The sequence below is a fragment of the Bradyrhizobium sp. 153 genome, assembly GCF_023073835.1.
Classification (GTDB): Bacteria; Pseudomonadota; Alphaproteobacteria; order Rhizobiales; family Xanthobacteraceae; genus Bradyrhizobium.
On sequence record NZ_JADPKH010000147.1, the window covers coordinates 1 to 16,383 of the forward strand.

The following is a 16,383-nucleotide window of genomic DNA, read 5'->3' on the forward strand; positions in this document are numbered from 1 at the left end:
TGCCGGCGCCTCTCCAAAGACTTCGAACGCACTGCCGCTACCGAGCTCGCTTGGCTGCTCGCCGCCCATCTAAGGCTCCTAATTCGCCGTCTAGCCAGACCTTGATAGCGTCCACGCGCTTTTTGAGTCAGGCTCTCAGGAGGCTCACGCAAATCGAGTTGCCGCCGCGCGGCCTTCCAAGCCACGTCATTTTCCGTCTTTGAAATGTTCAGCATGCGTACCAATATCTCAAAGTGCTTGCGAAAGCGGGCAATCGCGGTTGTGCTGACCGTGGTATTGGCGGACTTCTCCAGCAGCACCGGGTCGATAAACAGCGGTATGTCAACGTCTAGGAAAGGATCGATTAGCCCGGCAGCCGATAGAGCTTGTGAGGGAATGCCGAAATAGACTGAAAAAAGTATCGGGTTCTGGACGCGAGCCATAATTGACTGTAACTCGCGTGCAGATTGAACAAAGACGTCGATGCCAAATTGGTGTGGATAAGCCGCCAACCGGCGTATGGTCGGGCTGCTACCGCGAGCCGTGGCTCTATCGCGCCTGCATCCGAGCGAGCGGACGCCCAGCGGACTGTTCGGATGATACCAACGCGTATCCCTAAGGTGCGCGACATTCCCGGTTCCTCGTCCGAATGGAACAGCCGCGTCGCGATCAGATATCGGAACGAAAGCACCTGACAGGTTTTAGAAACACATGAGACCGCCGCTCGCCGGTACTAACACGGCGCATGTCGCGGGATAGCCAAAGGTCGCTGTGAGCGACCCGCTGTCCTGAATACAAGCGCTCGCGCAGATAGCCAAAAGCGGCGGTCTCCGGTTCTTTTAGTAGGGCAGCCGTGCTCGCGGGCGGAGAAGCTGCGAAAGGGGCAGGCAGGAGGTTTTGTTGTGCCCCGCCGCATTGACATAGACCACAAACACAGCCGAGCCATAGCTAAAGAAATTGCCGAGAAATTGCGCGCAGCGCTAAAGCCTGAGCGCGCAGCGCTAAAGCCTGAGCCGGACCCACCGGAGAGGCTTAAAAAGCAAATCGACCGGCTCCGGAACTTAGAGGAGCGCTCACCGTCAATCGTTCCCGGGGTAGAGCATAGGAAAAAACCTCGTCGTTGAGCCGCAGATGGCTCGCCGAACATGGACGAGCAATGCCATCGGTGAAACGCCGTGCATCAAGAATTTTGAGTGAGTACGGTGAGGCGCAGTCCGAATTGATCGGCAAAGCTGTCGTGCTCACCGATGGAAAGGCAGGCACGGTGAAAATGTTTGGCTGGATGAATTGCACGGGCTTCGGATTTCGATCAAAGGCCATGACGGAAGATGGCCGGTCTCAACCATCAAGCTTGTGGAGGGCTAGAGACCTCAGATGGGCTCCGAGCCTTGCATCCGGCTATTCGTTGAATGCTTGCAGCGCCGCTTCTAATTCTGCGAGGATGTCGTGTAGGAGACCGAGTGCGAGTGGATCGGTGACGTCGTGCTCATCATACGGTACCGCATGATCTGATCTTGAAGCTCTTGCTGCTCTTCGTCGGCGTCCATAATCCGCTCCGCAATTGAGCAAGAGCCGAAGGGGGCCGACCCGATTAGGCGAAGAAAGTCGTGGGCGTTTGTCACGCAGGCTAGACGCCCTCAAGCGTGATCAGCATATCGAGATCACTCGTGCTCTCTTTGCGTAGCTTTATGAGCGGCTGATACTCAGGCGAGTTGTACCAAGCATCGAGCGATTGCTTGTCCGGGAATTCGATGATGACAACTCGATCCGGCTCCCAATGGCCGCCTTCGGGAAATTGATGTGCGCCGCCCTTTGTCAGATACCGTCCGCCATATTTTTCGATCATTGGCCCGACCTTGACCCGGTACTCCTCAAACACGGCGGGCTCGGTGATGACGTGCTCAGCAATCAAGTAAGCCTTCGGCATGGCCGCTCTCCGGCATGGTCTTCGGTCAGAAGCCTATCACGGATCGCGGAGAGCCGTGATTTCCGCTGCACGACCATTCAGAACATCCCGATCAAGATAGAAAGGCCGATCTCGACCATGAAGGTCACGGCCATGATTGCGATCGTGAGAAACACATCGCCCACCGGGAGAGGGGTCATTGGCGCGCCTCGCGCGTTGCGAAGCCCCCGAAGCCCAATAGCCAACCTCCCGTCGGTGAGAAATGTTTCGGTTCCAAGCGCGCGCGGGATGCCTAACGCATTTCAAGTTCCTTGATCGCCAAAGCCGCAATTTCTGCCGGATCACGGATGTCGGTTTGCGCAATCTCGATGATCTTCCTAGCGACGGCTTCCGCAAGGGGATCATTGTCGCCGCGATCCTCGATGCAGATGAGATAGAGCGCCTGCTCGTAAGCTGCCGTAACGCGGCTGACGATTTCCGGCTTTAAATCGGCGGTTTGTAATCGCAGGTAGGTAGACATTTCTTGCCTCCCAATCCCACGCGGGAGAGCATGATAGCATGGGAACCGGGTTGGCGATCGTAGAACTTCTGCTCGGAGCAGCGGGATCAAGGTGGGCATGTCGCACGTTACTAGGACGGCGGCAGGACACCCGTGCACGGCAACGAGGCGGTGCACGTTAAGAACAACGGTGGCAGCCATGGCAGTTACCCCTCAACTGCGCCCGTGGTCCAATCCGCCCGGTTTAGGTCATCCGGAGCATCGCCGGGCGATCTGCAACGAGATCGGTGAGCAACTTCGAAGCACCCTCACGGACAATCTCACCCCGCTACCACCGCGACTAGAAGGAATGGTGGAGCGGCTGACCGAATTGGACAATGAGGCAACGTCGGCCGCGCCGGATAGCGAGGACGATGCACCGTCCCGGCCACTCTGGAAGCTTGTGTCGGCGCTTTGGCGGGTCCTCCGAAACGGGCGTTGAGGGCCGGGACGCGCGACAGCCCGCTCTCCGCATATCTGGCGGCGACCTTTTCCGATTTTGGTGCATCCGGTACTCTCGCGAATTCAACGGGATAGGGCCGATGACCGAGCTAGAACGGGCATGGCGGGAGTGGCGGGCGCTTTCTCGGCGGGATCGGGCCGTATTCCTCGCGCTGTTGCGACAGGACTACGCCAGACAGCGCGCGGCAGCGCTGCGGCGACGCGGCTGCGCGCATGGCCTCACGGTATCGCGGCTCGCAGACTTGGCTCTGAGCGAGGCGGACCTCAACGGCACCGGCCATAAACCGCCGCCCATGCGTTCTAACGGCGAGGGCTACTCCGGGCCGACCCATTTGCGTAAATCGCGGTAAACGGCCTGCAGGTGATTTACCGGGACGGATGGCAAGTAGCCCCGTTACGGACAGGAGGTCGGCCTTTTCCGACCTCGCTGATCAGCTCGCCCTTAGACTGTTAATCAGATGCGAGTGCCCGCAATCGGGACTGCGAAAGAGACGAGCCGCGAGCGTGGCCTGCGGCACGCGCCGATGGTTCTCGTCGAGTACGCCAATCGCACCTGCAATCCGTCTTACGAAAAAACGAGCCTTAAGCCTTCAGGTCCGTGATCCTCATAATTGCGACCACATTCCCATCATTGAACGCCTGCTCTTTTGTATCCTTGTTGCAGGTCCACACGAAGTTCTTCTTGGCTGTAAAGGTCTTTCCGTCCTGATCAAGCCGAAGCTCCCCTTCGGTGATATGGCAGATCATGGCATTCATCATCGGCGGCCCCATGGTCTTCGATCCCGGCTGCATGATGATGTCGCGCATCGAGACGATCTTAAAGCCAGGGATGAGGGACGGTGTCTCGCCATTATAAGCGCGCACTACGACACCCGGCCACGGTGTCTCGTCTTTGTAGCCCGTGGTCTGAGCGGCGGCTGGCTTTATCATGGCCGCCGAAGCCGCTGCCAACCCGATACCCAACGCTGACCTTCTATCGATCTTGTTCATCGCTTTCTCCTGAGATTACAGCAACGAGCCGCCACAGAAGCGGCGCGCGCATTTCGTGGAATGTGAATTGTCGTGCGAACAGCAAAAAAAGCGTCGGTTTCTTAAGAGAGCGTGCCTGCCGATGACATCAATACCGCTCGTTCGCCCGGACGGCGATTTCGGCTGTCCCGTCTTATTCAAGGGCAACTAAATTATACGCCACCCGACGCGCCTTAGAAACAGCGTCGAAAATGCACAATGTCTCAAATTGGTTAGAGCCCAGGGACCGTAGACTGGATCGGGCTCGGCAGCTTCACTCCGACGACGGATATAGCAAGTCAGCGTAACTGACCGGGTCCCGCGCGGCTCATGCTCTTGCTAGATGATCCTGCACTCGACACCGTACGCGGCGGACAAGGAGCAACCGCCCACCCGCCGCGCCGAACGCGCCGCCTGCCCATGCGCAAAACCGGCGGCGCATCTCAGAACCTACGAGCCAATATGACGAACGATGCCAGCCTCGCCCGCATCTGCGCGCGGCTCCGGCGGCGGCGCGGCGGCCCACTCGATCTGCAAGATCGCGCGCGCGTCGCAATCGTCCCGGTAATCGGCCGGTAGACCCTGCTGCTTCGCGATCTCGATCAGCGCGCACTCCTCGCGCTCGACGAAAAGCAGGTCCGCGAGAATTTGCGTGATCCGCTCTCGCCGCTCCTCGTCACCGAGCGCCGCCTCATCGTCGGCACATTCGTCGATCTCGACGGATAGACGATCGATCAGTTGATCCTTGAACAACCACGCAATGAGCGCCTTAGGATCGATAAGCCGCCCGAACGCAACAGCGCCAGGAGCGACGTTGTGCACTTCGAACTGCCAGTTTGCGAGCGGCCACTCGATCGGCTCGCCATGCTCGATGCTGCTAGCCGCATCCGGCCGCCCTTGCTCGGCCAATGCTTCGACTTGAGCGACCATGGCAGCCTTGCGAACCGCGCTCGGACGGGGCGCGCAGCGTGCGCGGGCCTCATCGGCCCGCAGTTCGCGAGCGCGAGCGCGACGGCGCTCGATGGCATCGATCAGGTCGCCTTTGAACGACGGACGCTCGATCTCGATCATCCTGCCAACGGTCCCTGCTGGACGCGCCGTGATCATCTGCTCGATGTTGCGCAGCAGGGTGCCGAGCCGCTGGCTTTCGGTACCCCGCGCCTCCTTCGTGGCTAGCAAGCGGGCAAGGTCGCTGCGCTTCTGATCAAGCTTTGCCTGTTCGGTCGTGACCCGCATGTCATCGCTGCCGAGACCGAAGCCACCCCGTCCGCGCGGCTCCATCAATTCCGCAATGCGGGCCTCGTGCTTGAAGATTTCCGCGCGCAACATCTGCTCGTCCTCGAAAGCCGACCTGTACAGCGTGGTCACATCTGCGCGGCGGCGTTGCAGGTCCGCAACTTTCTCGCGGGCTTCCGCCGGAAGCACTTCCAGCGGATCACCGGCATTGATCACCATCATGCCGGTAGTGGGCCGGAGACAATGCTGCTGCTGGCGTCACCTGCCGGAAAGCTCGCCGCCTCGTTCCTAATCGGCGGCCGATCGCCGCCGAAGCCGAAATCCTGAAACCGATTGCGCGTCATGGCGTGCCTCGCTGAGAATTGTGAGCGGATCACACCACGTCTCGTTTGCAGCGAAATCAGTTAGCTCGCTGCAATGAGGCCAAAGCGGCATTTCTCCGACTAGGGCGCACGAGCCGATCAGCACGCGCAGAATGTGCGCTGTGGTGAGGGCCCGCCATATGTTGCGGTGACATCGGCGCTTCGAACACGATCAGCCGAATGTCGGCATAGATCTCCTCCAACTTATTTGGGCGAGGAGATCGGGCCTATCATTACTAGCTCTAGTAAAGATAAATCTGCATCTCCGTCGTCTAACGCCGCGCGCGATCGTAAGGTCAAGGTGGCGGAAGGCCTGAGCGAGCCGCAGTGCTAGCCGCGCCAAGCCAAGATATCGTTGATCGTCCGCACCGCCGGGACGTGGCCGCCACGCATTTTCAGGATTTGCCAGATTAGGCGGCGGCGATCGTCGCGGTGACGACATACGAGATCGGCCCGCGTCCTCGTCCACGTCGTCGAGGCATAGCGCGCAAGCTCGTCGTGGATGCGCATGGATTGTTGATGGCGGCAAAGACCGGGATAGCACCTTGCCGCCAACTCGCGGACCAACCGGTCGCGCTCAGCAAGCGCGGCCAAGGTTTCCGGCGTCCGCTGACCCGGCCGGGTCCGCAGCGCGTCCCGCAAGGCGGCCAACTCGTTTGCCGAGAGCGCGGCGAGATCGATCCGGACGGGCGCGGTCATGGCGTTCGCGAACCTCGATGCGACTAAGGTTCGTAAAGCTCGGGAACAGCGAAACAGCGACGACGCAAGGCCAATGTGCTCATGAACCGCCCCCTACCACCGCGCGATCTTTCGAGGAGTGTGAGTGCGAAACCATCTGCGACATAGAACGGGCCATTGCTTGCTCCTCTTATTTGTGGCGCGACAGTGTTGAACGAATTCATCCGCTAAAGCGTGAGTTTGGTCGTGTGAGAGGCCGAGACGCTGCGCGCAAGGCATCAATTCGGCGGTTCTTTCCTCGATACTTGTGCTCGCCAACCACTGATCGATTGTCGTCGCTCTTTCTTCCTTCCCTTCTTCAAAACCAATGCCGCGAAGCGGCCGCCGAGCGAAGCGAGGCGGAATAATAGGTGTTGAATTAGGTGTTCTATTAAGGTGTTTGTCAGCCACCGGTGGCGGAACGCGATCGGCCACCGGTGGCAGATCGCAATGCTCGATTTGGCTAATCGCATCCGGCTGATCATGCTTCCGTTCCGCCACAGGTGGCGGATCACCGCGATGGTTCCGTTCCGCCACGGATGGGTGCGGCTCTTGGCATCGGCACTCCGCTGCGATTTGAGGCGAGCTAGTCGGTCGTTCATCGCCACTATGTGATCGCTGAGCACGCGGTAGACATTCGCGCCACCCGTTCGTCTCCAATCGATCCAGCCATGTTTCCGAAGCGGTCCACGTCCCCTAGCGATCCCGCGCTCGGGAATGGCAGTCTCATCGCTGATCGCTCGATCGGAAAGGATCGCCTCGCCGGAGTGCTGATTGATGTGGCTAAGAATGCAGTTACCTATCACTTTGGCACGTGCATTGAGACGAGGATCAGCAGCCAGGGCCCTGATCCAACGAACTTGAAACTCGCGAAAGACCTGCGGGCAGTTTCGCTGTGACGGGCTTGCGCACCGTCGAGGCGCGCGATAGCCTTGCCGATGTCGGCCATTTTCGATCTCCATCGATGGTTGGCGAATTGCAGAAAGTACCCGCGCGCGGTGGCGGACCGTGGCGCGGGTTTTCTTTTGGGTGGTGCGTGCGAGGCTGGCGGAGACAGCGACGATCGGACAGGAACGAGCGTCGGCGGCACTGATCTTGCCAACGTCTCCGGCCACACCTTTGCACTGTCGATTGCAACGACTGCGTTGCTCACGGCGCGCGCCCCGCTATTGGACGGGCAGGCTGCCTGCCATCGCGCTCACAGTGGTCGTGCACCGGAGCGGCAGATCATTCAACGAGGCGAGATCGGCCTTGCTGAGGCCCCTGCATGTTATGTTGACATCAAAGTCATTCGTCGCGGCCGCTGATTTTGCCATAGGACTTTCCCTAGCGTTCGGCACGGCCCGGCGAATAGGGGAATGATCGCCGGGCCGCGCGTGGTGGCAACGGGAAGCCGATCAGGCATGACCGCGCGGGGTCGTGAACAGCATGCGATGATGTGGGCACGACGGCGAACCTCTCATGATGAGCATGCAGCTATCGCATAAAGGTGGCTCAGATTTTTGCGCGTGTCATGCATAAACTGCGCTCTGTGTCGGCCGATTGCGTAAATCGAAGCTTACAATGCTTCGTCCTGCGGCACCGCTGTTGCCTCTCGCTGCAAATTTCCTCACTATCGGCTTTTATTTGAGCGGACATATTGACTGAGCTGGCAAAGCAGATTGAGAATTCATCCATCAACGGGCGTTCGAAAATTGCGACAGCGCCCGTGCCACGGCGTCACTGCTGGCAGCTTCGTCTCAGCGGGCGGCACCACCCGACCGTAGACATTGGCGATGGACCCCGGATCACTTCCGGGGAGGTTGATGGCTGTCATGATAAGTACAGAGTTGGCGAACCGCGTTTGCGTGACATGCAATCAGGAAAAGCCAGAGACTGAGTACTCTTTGCTGGCCCGCGACAACGAGCGACACGGCATGCAGATCTGCGCCGAATGCCACGCTCTGGGTGAGGCCGAGACGAGGAACAAGGCACCTGATAACTGGCCCCGACCTCGACGCATGCTGAACGAAAAGCAGGTTCTTGAGATCGTTCCGGTCGGGCGCTCGACGTTGTGGCGAATGGAAAAGGCAGGTCGGTTTCCGAGATCGACCTATATCTCGCCGAACCGTCGGATTTGGTTCGAGGACGAGATCATCGCTTGGCAGACGGCGATAGCCGAGTGCGATCCGCATTTCGATCCCGCGCGTGGTCGTGGCAAAGGTCGGCGCAAGGTCCGCCAGCAAGCGGCGGTGCAGCGATGACCGGCGAGTATTTTCAAACAAGTACGAGAAAAGGTCGCGGCCGGGCGAAGCGCTCGCACGACATGATCAAGGCGATGTACAAAATCGTCGAAGACGCCCGGCCGATCACCGGACGTGGTGTCGGCTACAAGTTGTTCTCGCTGGGCTTGATCCCGTCCATGAGCAAGATGCAAGGCGTCTACCGCCTGCTGAAAGAGGCCCGCGAAGAAGGGACGATCCCATGGGAATGGATCGTTGATGAGACCCGCGAGCTTGAACGCGTGCCGACATGGGATGATGTCGCGGAATATATGCGGGTCACTGCGCGCGACTACCGGCGTGACTTCTGGCAGCAGCAGCCCGAACGCGTCGAGGTGTGGTCGGAGAAGGGTACGGTGCGCGGGGTGTTGCAGCCTGTCCTCGATGCCTATGGGGTCGGCTTCCGGGTCATGTGGCTTCGGCAGCGCCACCGTCATCAACGACATCTCGGAACGCGATAATGAGGACCATCCGGTGACAATCCTCTACATCGGCGATTACGACCCGAGCGGAATGTGGATGTCAGAGCGCGACCTTCCCGAGCGGATCGAGCGCTACGGCGGACACTACATCTCGATTGAGCGGATCGCGCTACTCCGCGACGATTGCGATGCACTCGGCAGCCGTCCTGCCTTCAATGTGGAAGAGAAGAGACTGGACCCGCGCGCCAAATGGTTTCGCAAGACCTACGGACAACTGTGCTGGGAACTGGACGCGATGGACCCAAATGATCTGCGCTCACGCGTGGAGGAAGAGATTAAGACGCATATCGAGCCCGTCGCATGGGAGCGCTGCCGCATCGTGTTTGAAGCCGAGTGTAAGTCTATGCGCGACTTTCTGGACAAGTGGCCGCACGCTGAGAACAAATAGCTGGCCAGCCACGACCATGATCACGCCCCGGCACCATCCGGGGCGTTTCATTTGAGTGTCGGCGAGTTTCAACCCCCGTTGCCCTCATGATCTAGGGCCTATTGGGGCCCGGTTGACAAAAACCCCGAAAATCTCGAGAAAAAGACCCTTGCAGCCAGGACCACACGGTTTTGCCGTACGCGCGGCTCGCCTGCGCCGCAGGGTTCGACGGCGTTGTGCACCTTGCCATCGAGATGCTGGCGCGACGAACCTGACAGCGCCGTCCGTCTGCGCGAAGCTTAAGGGCTCACGGAGAGCAATCCGCCCTGCCCCTGGCCTCTCGCGCCCGACGCTGCCGCGTCCACCGCAAGCCCGGCTCCGCGATCATCACGACACATGATCGCCCCTCTCGGATGAGCCGGGATGGCCGACACATACGTCATTTCCGAATTTCGGTAAAGGAGAATATTTTTCCGCTTAGGGCTTGACACCGACACATGTGGAAACGGTCGGGTGTTTTGCCTGACGGACCCGCGCCGGCCTGGCTAGTCTGTTTACATCCATCCACATTTCACCACCTGGGGCGCCTAGTCCCACCTTGCCCAGCCGGTGCGCGGGGCCATGGGCGCCTCTCCCCCGCCGGGGCCCGCTTGCATTTTTCACGAGCAGCCTGCGACAATTCGTGCACCGCTCGGACATAATGGCGCGGCAATCCTGGGGCTTGTCGGCCGCCCGCCCATGCTCCCCCGGAGTTCCCATGCTTTCTGCCGACCGGCCGGCAACACGCCTTGCGACCCGACTCGCCTTCCTCGTCGCGGGCTTCGGCATTGCGTGCTGGGCACCGCTGGTGCCGTTCGCGAAGACGCGCCTCGGCGTCGACGACGGCATGCTCGGATTGCTGCTGCTCAGCCTCGGCATCGGCTCGGTCCTCGCCATGCTTCTGACCGGCGTGCTGAGTGCGCGCTACGGCAGCAGACCGACCATCATCGCGGGCGGGCTCGGTCTCGCCCTGGTGCTGCCGCTGCTTGTGATTGCGAGCTCGCCCGGAGCGCTGGCGCTGGCGCTCTTTGCGTTCGGGGCCGCGCTCGGCTCGATCGACGTCGCCATGAACATCCATGCGGTGGAGGTGGAGCGCGCCGCAGCACGTCCGCTGATGTCCGGCTTCCACGCGCTGTTCAGCATCGGCGGTTTCGCCGGCTCTGCGCTGATGACGGCACTGCTCTCGCTGCAATTCGGCGCGCTCACCTGCGCGCTGGTCTGCTCTATCCTGATGCTGATCGCGATGTTGGTGAGCTGGCCGCGCCTGCTCCGCTCAGCGCAGGTGCAGGAGGGCCCTCTGTTCGTGCTGCCGCACGGATCGGTGCTCCTGCTCGCGCTGCTTGGCGCCATCACCTTCCTCGTCGAAGGCGCGATGCTCGATTGGGGAGCTCTGCTCGTCATCGGCGCGGGTCTCGTCTCGGAGGCGCAAGGCGGCGCCGGCTATATGGTGTTCTCCATCGCGATGACCGTGGGGCGGCTCGGCGGCGACGCCGTCGTCGCACGCATCGGAGACCGCGCCACGCTGTTGTGGGGAAGCCTCATCGCCATCGCGGGCTTCGTGGTCCTGCTCACGGCTCCGGTAGCGGCGGTTGCCATAGCCGGCTTCCTGCTCATCGGCCTCGGCGCATCGAATCTGGTGCCGGTGCTGTTCCGCGGGGCGGCCAAGCAGAAAGCCATGCCCACGGGCCTCGCCGTCGCGGCGATCACGACCGCCGGCTATGCCGGCGTCCTCATCGGTCCCGCCGGCGTCGGCTTCGTTGCTCGCGCCAGTGGGCTGCCAACGGCGTTCTGGCTGCTCGCCGCGCTGATGGGTCTCGTCACGCTGTCGGCAGGCATCGTCACGAAGGAGCAGCACCGGACATCGCGCGCCAGGGCGTGAGCGGCCGATGCTGCACGAGCGGTCCCGGATTACGCTCGCGCTCCATCCGGGCTTCGACGAATACCCTACACCGGATCGAACGCCCGGATCGGCGGCAGATTGCCCGTGAACTTTTCCACCTCGACCGCTGTCAACTGCCCCGTGCAACCCTGCGCCAGGGACGAGGTGCCGATGTCGCGGGTGAGCACGTTCGGATTGCCGTGCACGCAGAGCGGCGCGTCGTCCTCGGGATCCATCGGGTCATACCACGCGCCGGTCGGCAGTTGCACCACGCCCGGCGCGATGCCGTCGGTGACGTGGACTGCGGCAAGGCAGGCGCCGCGGTCGTTGAACAGGCGGATGATATCGCCATCCCTGATGCCGCGCGCATCAGCGTCACGCGGATTCATGCGCGCGACCTCGCGGCCGCGATGTTTGGCGGCCAGCGAATGTCCGCCGAAATCGAGCTGGCTATGCAGGCGCGTCACCGGCTGATTGGCGACGAGGAAGCACGGCGCACCCGGCTTCGGTGTGTCGGTCTTCTCCAGCCAGACCGGATGACCGGGACAATCCGCATCACCATGGCCTGCGATCTTCGCCGAGAAGATCTCGATGCGGCCGCTCGGCGTCGGCAAGGCGTGACCTGTGGGATCCTCACGGAAGCGGCGCAGCCTGCCGCCGTCGTCGGGCTGCTGCGGCACGATCAGGCTGCCGCGTTGCCAAAATTCATCGAAGCTCGGCGCCTCCAGGCCACGCTTGGCCAGCGAGGCGCGGGTCGGCTCATACAGATGCTCGAGCCACTGCCGCGAGCTGCGGCCTTCAGTGAAAGGTTCGCGCGCACCGAGACGCTCGGCGAGATCGGCGAAGATCTCATAGTCGTCGCGCGAAAGGCCAAACGGCTCGGCGATCCGGTGCATGGCGACCATGAGGGGATCGTTGGTGGAATAGCCGATGTCCTCGCGCTCCAGCGTCATGGTCGCGGGCAGCACGATGTCGGCATGCCGGGCCGTCGCGGTCCAGCCGAGCTCGTGCACGACCAGCGTGTCGACTTGCGCAAACGCCTTGCGCAGACGGTTGATGTCCTGGTGGTGATGGAAGGGATTGCCGCCGGCCCAGTAGACGAGGCGAATGTCCGGATAGGTGCGCGTCTCGCCATTGTAGCGGTAGGTAGCGCCCGGGTGGAGCAGCATGTCCGCGATGCGCGCGACCGGAATGAAGTCGGCAACGCCGTTGCGGCCCTGCCCCAGCGTCGGTCCTGGCACGTCGTTGACGCGGCGGCCGTAATAGCCGATCGCACCTAACGAATAGGCATAGCCACCGCCGGACAGACCGATCTGGCCGAGCGCTGCCGCCAGCACCAGCCCCATCCACACTGGCTGCTCGCCATGTTCGGCGCGCTGCAGCGAATGCGATACGGTGATGAGTGCGCGCTTTCCGGCGAGCCGGCGCGCCAGCGCGCGGATATTGTCGGCGGCGACGCCGCAGATCGGGGCGGCCCATTCGGCGTGCTTCGCTTGCCCATCGCTCTCGCCGGTGAGATAGCGCAGGAAGACGGGCCACCCCTCCGTATAGCGATCGAGGAAAGCCTGATCGTGCAAGCCTTCGCTCACCAGCGTGTGGACGATGCCGAGCATCAGCGCGGTGTCGGTGCCCGGCACGCAGCTCAGCCATTCGGCGCCGGCTTCGACCGGAAGATCGTCGCGCAGCGGGCTGACCAGGACGAACTCGCAGCCGCGCCGGCGCGCCGCTGCCATGGCGCCGCGCTCGACATGCTTGCTGATCGAGCCGCCGGCGACCATGGAATTCTTCAGCGCCATGCCGCCGAAGGCCAGCACGATCTCGGTGTCAGAGGCGATCTGCTCCCAGGTGACGTTGCGCTTGGTGATATCCTCGTATCCGGCCAGGATCTGCGGCAGCAGCACCGAGGACGCGCCGGAAGAATAGGTGTTGACCGAGCGCACATAGCCGCCCATCGCGATGTTGAGGAAGCGATGCACCTGGCTCTGGGCGTGATGAAAGCGGCCCGCGCTCGACCAGCCATAGGAGCCGCCGAACACGGCGCCGGGACCGTGCGTGTTGCGGACGCGCTCCAGCTCGTCGCCGAGCAGATCGAGCGCCTTCTCCCAGCTCACGGAGACAAATTCGTCGCGGCCGCGGCGATCGTCCGGGCCGGGACCGCGCTCGAGCCAGCCGCGGCGGATCGCCGGCTGGGCGATGCGGGCCTGATGCCGCAGTGCGCCCGGGAAATTGTCGATGATGCCGTTCGGATCGGGATCCCCCGCATAGGCCCTCACCTCGAGTCCGGCCTTGCCTTGACGCGCGGAAAACACGCCCCAATGCGAAGTATGCGGCTTGAAGCCGTCGGACAGGTCGAGGCCGGGGTCGGGGAAGCCAATCGTGTCGTCCATTAGATCGTCCTTGTTCCGGTATGTGGTGACAGTATAGCGATCCGCATCCCGATGTCATCGAGATCCGGGCTGATGCAAACGCCGGGCTCCCGTGTGTGAAGGGCAAGGCATCGAGCGGAGCACGAGCGCGGTACGGGGCGCGTATTGGTCGTGAACATGTGCGATATGCGTCCCTCCCCTCAAGCCACAACGGTCTCATCATGATCAAGCGCGTCTCGCCTTACGAAGGTCTGCTCCACGAAGTGGTCGAGCACAATGCGTGCTTTACATCGGTGGAATCGTTCCCGAGGACACGAGCCTCGATATGTCGGGCCAGGCAAACGACGTCCTCCGGCAACTGGCGCAGCTGCTGAAGACCGTCGGATCCGATCTGACCAACATCTTGCAGGTGACCATTTACATGACCGACCTGAAGGAGAAGGCCGAGTTCAATGCGGCCTGGAAGGCGCACTTTGCAGAAGCTCATCTGCCGGCGCGGGCCGCAATTGGCGTCGCCGATCTCGGCCCGGGCGTCAAGCTCGAGATGACCGCCATCGCTGCGCGACAATAGTGGTGCAGGCCCAATCCGCTGTGCGGATTCGCGTCGCGGCCCGCGTAGCGGTCGCAATGCGCATCCGCTTCCCTCAGGGATTCTGCGCTCGAAGCACACTGATGTAGATCCCTTGCGTTAGAATGGCTGCGGGCGTTGGGGACCTGTGTTGTTTGACTGGGATGATCTCAAGTACCTGACGGCGATGGCCTGTCGCGGCCAGCACGCTCGCGCCCGCAGAATTTCATAACGGCTGCAATACGCTCGCTGCATCACATCTCCCAAGGCTCGGAGCTTTCTTTGGTTAGGTGGTGCCGGGCGCCGCAAACGCCGCCGGTGGCTAGGACCTGCGGCTCCAGCGTTTCGCCCGAACGGCGTGAAAGCGCGCGTTCGTCTGGGGCTTGATGAACAGGGCTGCGACGCTCGGATGATGCTTGCGGATTTCACTCTCGAGCGAGATCACGCATTGCTCGATATCGTCGGCGCGCTTCTCGTCGGCGAACTCGACGCTGAGGGCGGCGACGATCTCGTCAGGGGATAGTTGTACCGTCAGGAGCCCGTTGGCTTGTAGCACACCCGGCGAGCGCCGCGCGATCTCGAGGATCGATCGCGCAAGCTCAGGGTGCGCCGGCTCACCGATCAATAGACTCTTGCTCTCGCGGGCGAGCCCGACGGACGTGATTCCCAGGAGAATCCCGATCAGGATCGAGCCGACGCCGTCCCACACCGGTTGCGCCAGCCATACCGCCGCCGCCGTTGCCGCGGCCGCAATGACGATGCCGACCAGCGCCGCACTGTCCTCGAGCAGCACCATGAAGGCGGGCGGGTCCTTGCTGCGGACAAAGGCCTGATAGTAGCCAAACCGCGCCGCGTCCGAGCGGAAACGGCGCAGTGCGACCAGCCACGAGGCGCCCTCGAACAGGAACGACAGCCCGAGCACGATGAAACTGACGATGGGATCCTCGATCGGGTCAGGCGCGGCGACATGCAGGACACCCTGATAGAGCGAGACGCCCGAACCGAGCGCAAAGATCAGCAGGGCGACGATGAAGCTCCAGAAATACAATTCGCGCCCATAGCCGAGCGGATGGGATTCGTCCGCTGGACGGCTGGCACGACGGTAGCCATAGAGCAGCAGCATCTCATTGGAGGTATCGACCACCGAGTGCACGGCCTCGCTGGTCATCGCCGAGCTTCCCGTCCATATGGCGGCGCCGATCTTGGTGACCGCGACGAGCAAATTGCCGGCAAGCGCGGCATAGACGGCGGTCTTCGATGATGATGCAGCGGCCATGTTCACCAAGGCCCGTCCTCCTCTGCAGTCGGCGGCCCCGCCGGTTACGCAAAGGTCAGCGCTTTCGCCGGCACAGCGGAAGGAACCAGACGCCGTCTACGGCAAGCCGTCGGTGCACTCACGCGCTACGATTTTGCCGTGCCCGGCTCGGCCATCTTCCGATGCTGCTTGGCCAGCATCTCGTTCGGCGTGATGTTGGCGACCGTCGTCTGGATCTTGTTCTTCAACCCGGTGACGATATCGGCCTCACCCCGCAGCATTGCATCGAAGCCGGCCTTGGCCACCTCGTAGGCGCCATCCTTCTGCTCGGTGCCGACCTTGGTGTCCATCATTTCGGCGCGGCGGAAGAATTCAGTGTCGGTGGCGCCAGGCATCAGGCAAGTGACGGTGATGCCGCTATCGCGCAGCTCTTCGCGCAGCGCGAAGGAGAACGAGTCAAGAAAAGCCTTGGAGGCGTTGTACACCGCCTGGAAGCTGCCGGGCGTGAAGCCGGCGACCGAGCCCGTGATGAGAATGCGCCCGGAGTTGCGGCGCAGCATCGCGTTGCCGACGCGATGGATCAGGTCAAGCGTGCCGGTGATGTTGGTGTCGACGACGCGCCTGATGCGTTGGAAATCCTGATCGAGGAAGGCCCGGCCGAGGCCGATGCCGGCATTCGCCAGCAGCGCGTCGATCGGGCGGTCGGCAATCGCGGCGCAGAGCTTATCGACACCTTCAGTGGTGGCGAGATCGGTCTCGACCGGCTCCACACTACCGCCGAGCCTACGCAGATCGACGGCCACCCGCTCGATCGCAGGCTCGTCCGCGGCGATGACGAGATTGAAACCTGCCTGGGCGCAGCACCTGGCGAGTTCCAGGCCAATACCGGTTGAGGCGCCGGTGACGACGGCGAGTTGATTGGCGGACATAGGGCATATCCTCGCGGATTGGGATGATG

The 16,383-nt window shown here is 62.1% G+C and carries 17 protein-coding genes and 2 pseudogenes; 9 read left to right on the top strand and 10 right to left on the bottom strand.

All coding sequences use genetic code 11. The features are described 5' to 3' along the window. Positions 1 to 105, top strand: a pseudogene (locus IVA91_RS33320) (IS5/IS1182 family transposase); the annotation flags it as partial. A 1,030-nt stretch (positions 106 to 1,135) separates the two neighbouring features. Then, positions 1,136 to 1,344, top strand: a pseudogene (locus tag IVA91_RS33325) (PRC-barrel domain containing protein). A 262-nt stretch (positions 1,345 to 1,606) separates the two neighbouring features. Here the strand turns inward: IVA91_RS33325 and IVA91_RS33330 are convergent. Both IVA91_RS33330 and IVA91_RS33335 read right to left on the bottom strand, forming a co-directional pair. Then, complete coding sequence (locus tag IVA91_RS33330) at positions 1,607 to 1,906, bottom strand: DUF1330 domain-containing protein (protein ID WP_247460334.1); 300 nt, start codon at positions 1,904 to 1,906, stop codon at positions 1,607 to 1,609. A 271-nt stretch (positions 1,907 to 2,177) separates the two neighbouring features. Further along, positions 2,178 to 2,405, bottom strand: a complete 228-nt coding sequence (locus IVA91_RS33335; protein ID WP_247460336.1) for a hypothetical protein — start codon at positions 2,403 to 2,405, stop codon at positions 2,178 to 2,180. Between the two features lie 560 nt (positions 2,406 to 2,965). Here IVA91_RS33335 and IVA91_RS33340 point away from each other — a divergent pair. Continuing rightward, positions 2,966 to 3,235, top strand: coding sequence for a hypothetical protein (locus tag IVA91_RS33340; RefSeq protein ID WP_247460338.1), 270 nt, complete (start codon positions 2,966 to 2,968; stop codon positions 3,233 to 3,235). 232 nt (positions 3,236 to 3,467) lie between these two features. Here IVA91_RS33340 and IVA91_RS33345 read toward each other — a convergent pair whose 3' ends face one another. From IVA91_RS33345 to IVA91_RS33365, 5 genes are all read right to left on the bottom strand, one after another. Then, positions 3,468 to 3,875, bottom strand: a complete 408-nt coding sequence (locus IVA91_RS33345; RefSeq protein ID WP_247460340.1) for a hypothetical protein — start codon at positions 3,873 to 3,875, stop codon at positions 3,468 to 3,470. Positions 3,876 to 4,343: 468 nt separating this feature from the next. After that, positions 4,344 to 5,348, bottom strand: a complete 1,005-nt coding sequence (locus IVA91_RS33350) for a hypothetical protein (protein ID WP_247460342.1) — start codon at positions 5,346 to 5,348, stop codon at positions 4,344 to 4,346. Positions 5,349 to 5,821: 473 nt separating this feature from the next. Further along, positions 5,822 to 6,190: a hypothetical protein gene (locus tag IVA91_RS33355; protein WP_247460344.1), complete on the bottom strand. Its 369-nt coding sequence runs from the start codon at positions 6,188 to 6,190 to the stop codon at positions 5,822 to 5,824. Between the two features lie 257 nt (positions 6,191 to 6,447). Then, the gene (locus tag IVA91_RS33360; RefSeq protein ID WP_247460346.1) at positions 6,448 to 6,816 is read right to left on the bottom strand and encodes a hypothetical protein; all 369 of its coding nucleotides are present in this window, start codon (positions 6,814 to 6,816) and stop codon (positions 6,448 to 6,450) included. A gap of 194 nt (positions 6,817 to 7,010) precedes the next feature. Beyond that, positions 7,011 to 7,157 (bottom strand): hypothetical protein, encoded by a 147-nt coding sequence (locus IVA91_RS33365; RefSeq protein WP_247460348.1) that lies wholly within the window; start codon positions 7,155 to 7,157, stop codon positions 7,011 to 7,013. Here IVA91_RS33365 and IVA91_RS33370 point away from each other — a divergent pair. From IVA91_RS33370 to IVA91_RS33390, 5 genes are all read left to right on the top strand, one after another. Continuing rightward, the gene (locus IVA91_RS33370) at positions 7,147 to 7,515 is read left to right on the top strand and encodes a hypothetical protein (RefSeq protein WP_247460349.1); all 369 of its coding nucleotides are present in this window, start codon (positions 7,147 to 7,149) and stop codon (positions 7,513 to 7,515) included. The two genes, IVA91_RS33365 and IVA91_RS33370, sit on opposite strands and share 11 nt — an antisense overlap. 498 nt (positions 7,516 to 8,013) lie before the next feature. Beyond that, on the top strand, positions 8,014 to 8,451 hold the full coding sequence (locus IVA91_RS33375; RefSeq protein ID WP_247460351.1) for an AlpA family phage regulatory protein: 438 nt from the start codon (positions 8,014 to 8,016) through the stop codon (positions 8,449 to 8,451). Further along, positions 8,448 to 8,930, top strand: coding sequence for a hypothetical protein (locus tag IVA91_RS33380; RefSeq protein ID WP_247460353.1), 483 nt, complete (start codon positions 8,448 to 8,450; stop codon positions 8,928 to 8,930). Before IVA91_RS33375 ends, IVA91_RS33380 begins: the two co-directional genes overlap by 4 nt. A gap of 13 nt (positions 8,931 to 8,943) precedes the next feature. After that, on the top strand, positions 8,944 to 9,339 hold the full coding sequence (locus tag IVA91_RS33385; protein ID WP_247460355.1) for a hypothetical protein: 396 nt from the start codon (positions 8,944 to 8,946) through the stop codon (positions 9,337 to 9,339). Between the two features lie 736 nt (positions 9,340 to 10,075). Further along, positions 10,076 to 11,236, top strand: a complete 1,161-nt coding sequence (locus tag IVA91_RS33390) for an MFS transporter (RefSeq protein ID WP_247460357.1) — start codon at positions 10,076 to 10,078, stop codon at positions 11,234 to 11,236. Positions 11,237 to 11,301: 65 nt separating this feature from the next. Here IVA91_RS33390 and IVA91_RS33395 read toward each other — a convergent pair whose 3' ends face one another. Next, positions 11,302 to 13,623, bottom strand: a complete 2,322-nt coding sequence (locus IVA91_RS33395) for a molybdopterin guanine dinucleotide-containing S/N-oxide reductase (RefSeq protein WP_247460359.1) — start codon at positions 13,621 to 13,623, stop codon at positions 11,302 to 11,304. A 304-nt stretch (positions 13,624 to 13,927) separates the two neighbouring features. Here IVA91_RS33395 and IVA91_RS33400 point away from each other — a divergent pair, with 304 nt between their 5' ends. Continuing rightward, on the top strand, positions 13,928 to 14,173 hold the full coding sequence (locus IVA91_RS33400; protein WP_247460361.1) for a Rid family hydrolase: 246 nt from the start codon (positions 13,928 to 13,930) through the stop codon (positions 14,171 to 14,173). Between the two features lie 319 nt (positions 14,174 to 14,492). On the opposite strand, the gene IVA91_RS33405 is transcribed toward IVA91_RS33400, so the two are convergent. Both IVA91_RS33405 and IVA91_RS33410 read right to left on the bottom strand, forming a co-directional pair. Next, positions 14,493 to 15,446 carry a cation diffusion facilitator family transporter gene (locus IVA91_RS33405; RefSeq protein WP_247460451.1) on the bottom strand — a complete coding sequence of 318 codons (954 nt, stop codon included), beginning with the start codon at positions 15,444 to 15,446 and terminating at the stop codon, positions 14,493 to 14,495. A gap of 125 nt (positions 15,447 to 15,571) precedes the next feature. After that, on the bottom strand, positions 15,572 to 16,354 hold the full coding sequence (locus IVA91_RS33410) for an SDR family NAD(P)-dependent oxidoreductase (protein ID WP_247460363.1): 783 nt from the start codon (positions 16,352 to 16,354) through the stop codon (positions 15,572 to 15,574). Positions 16,355 to 16,383: the final 29 nt, after the last annotated feature.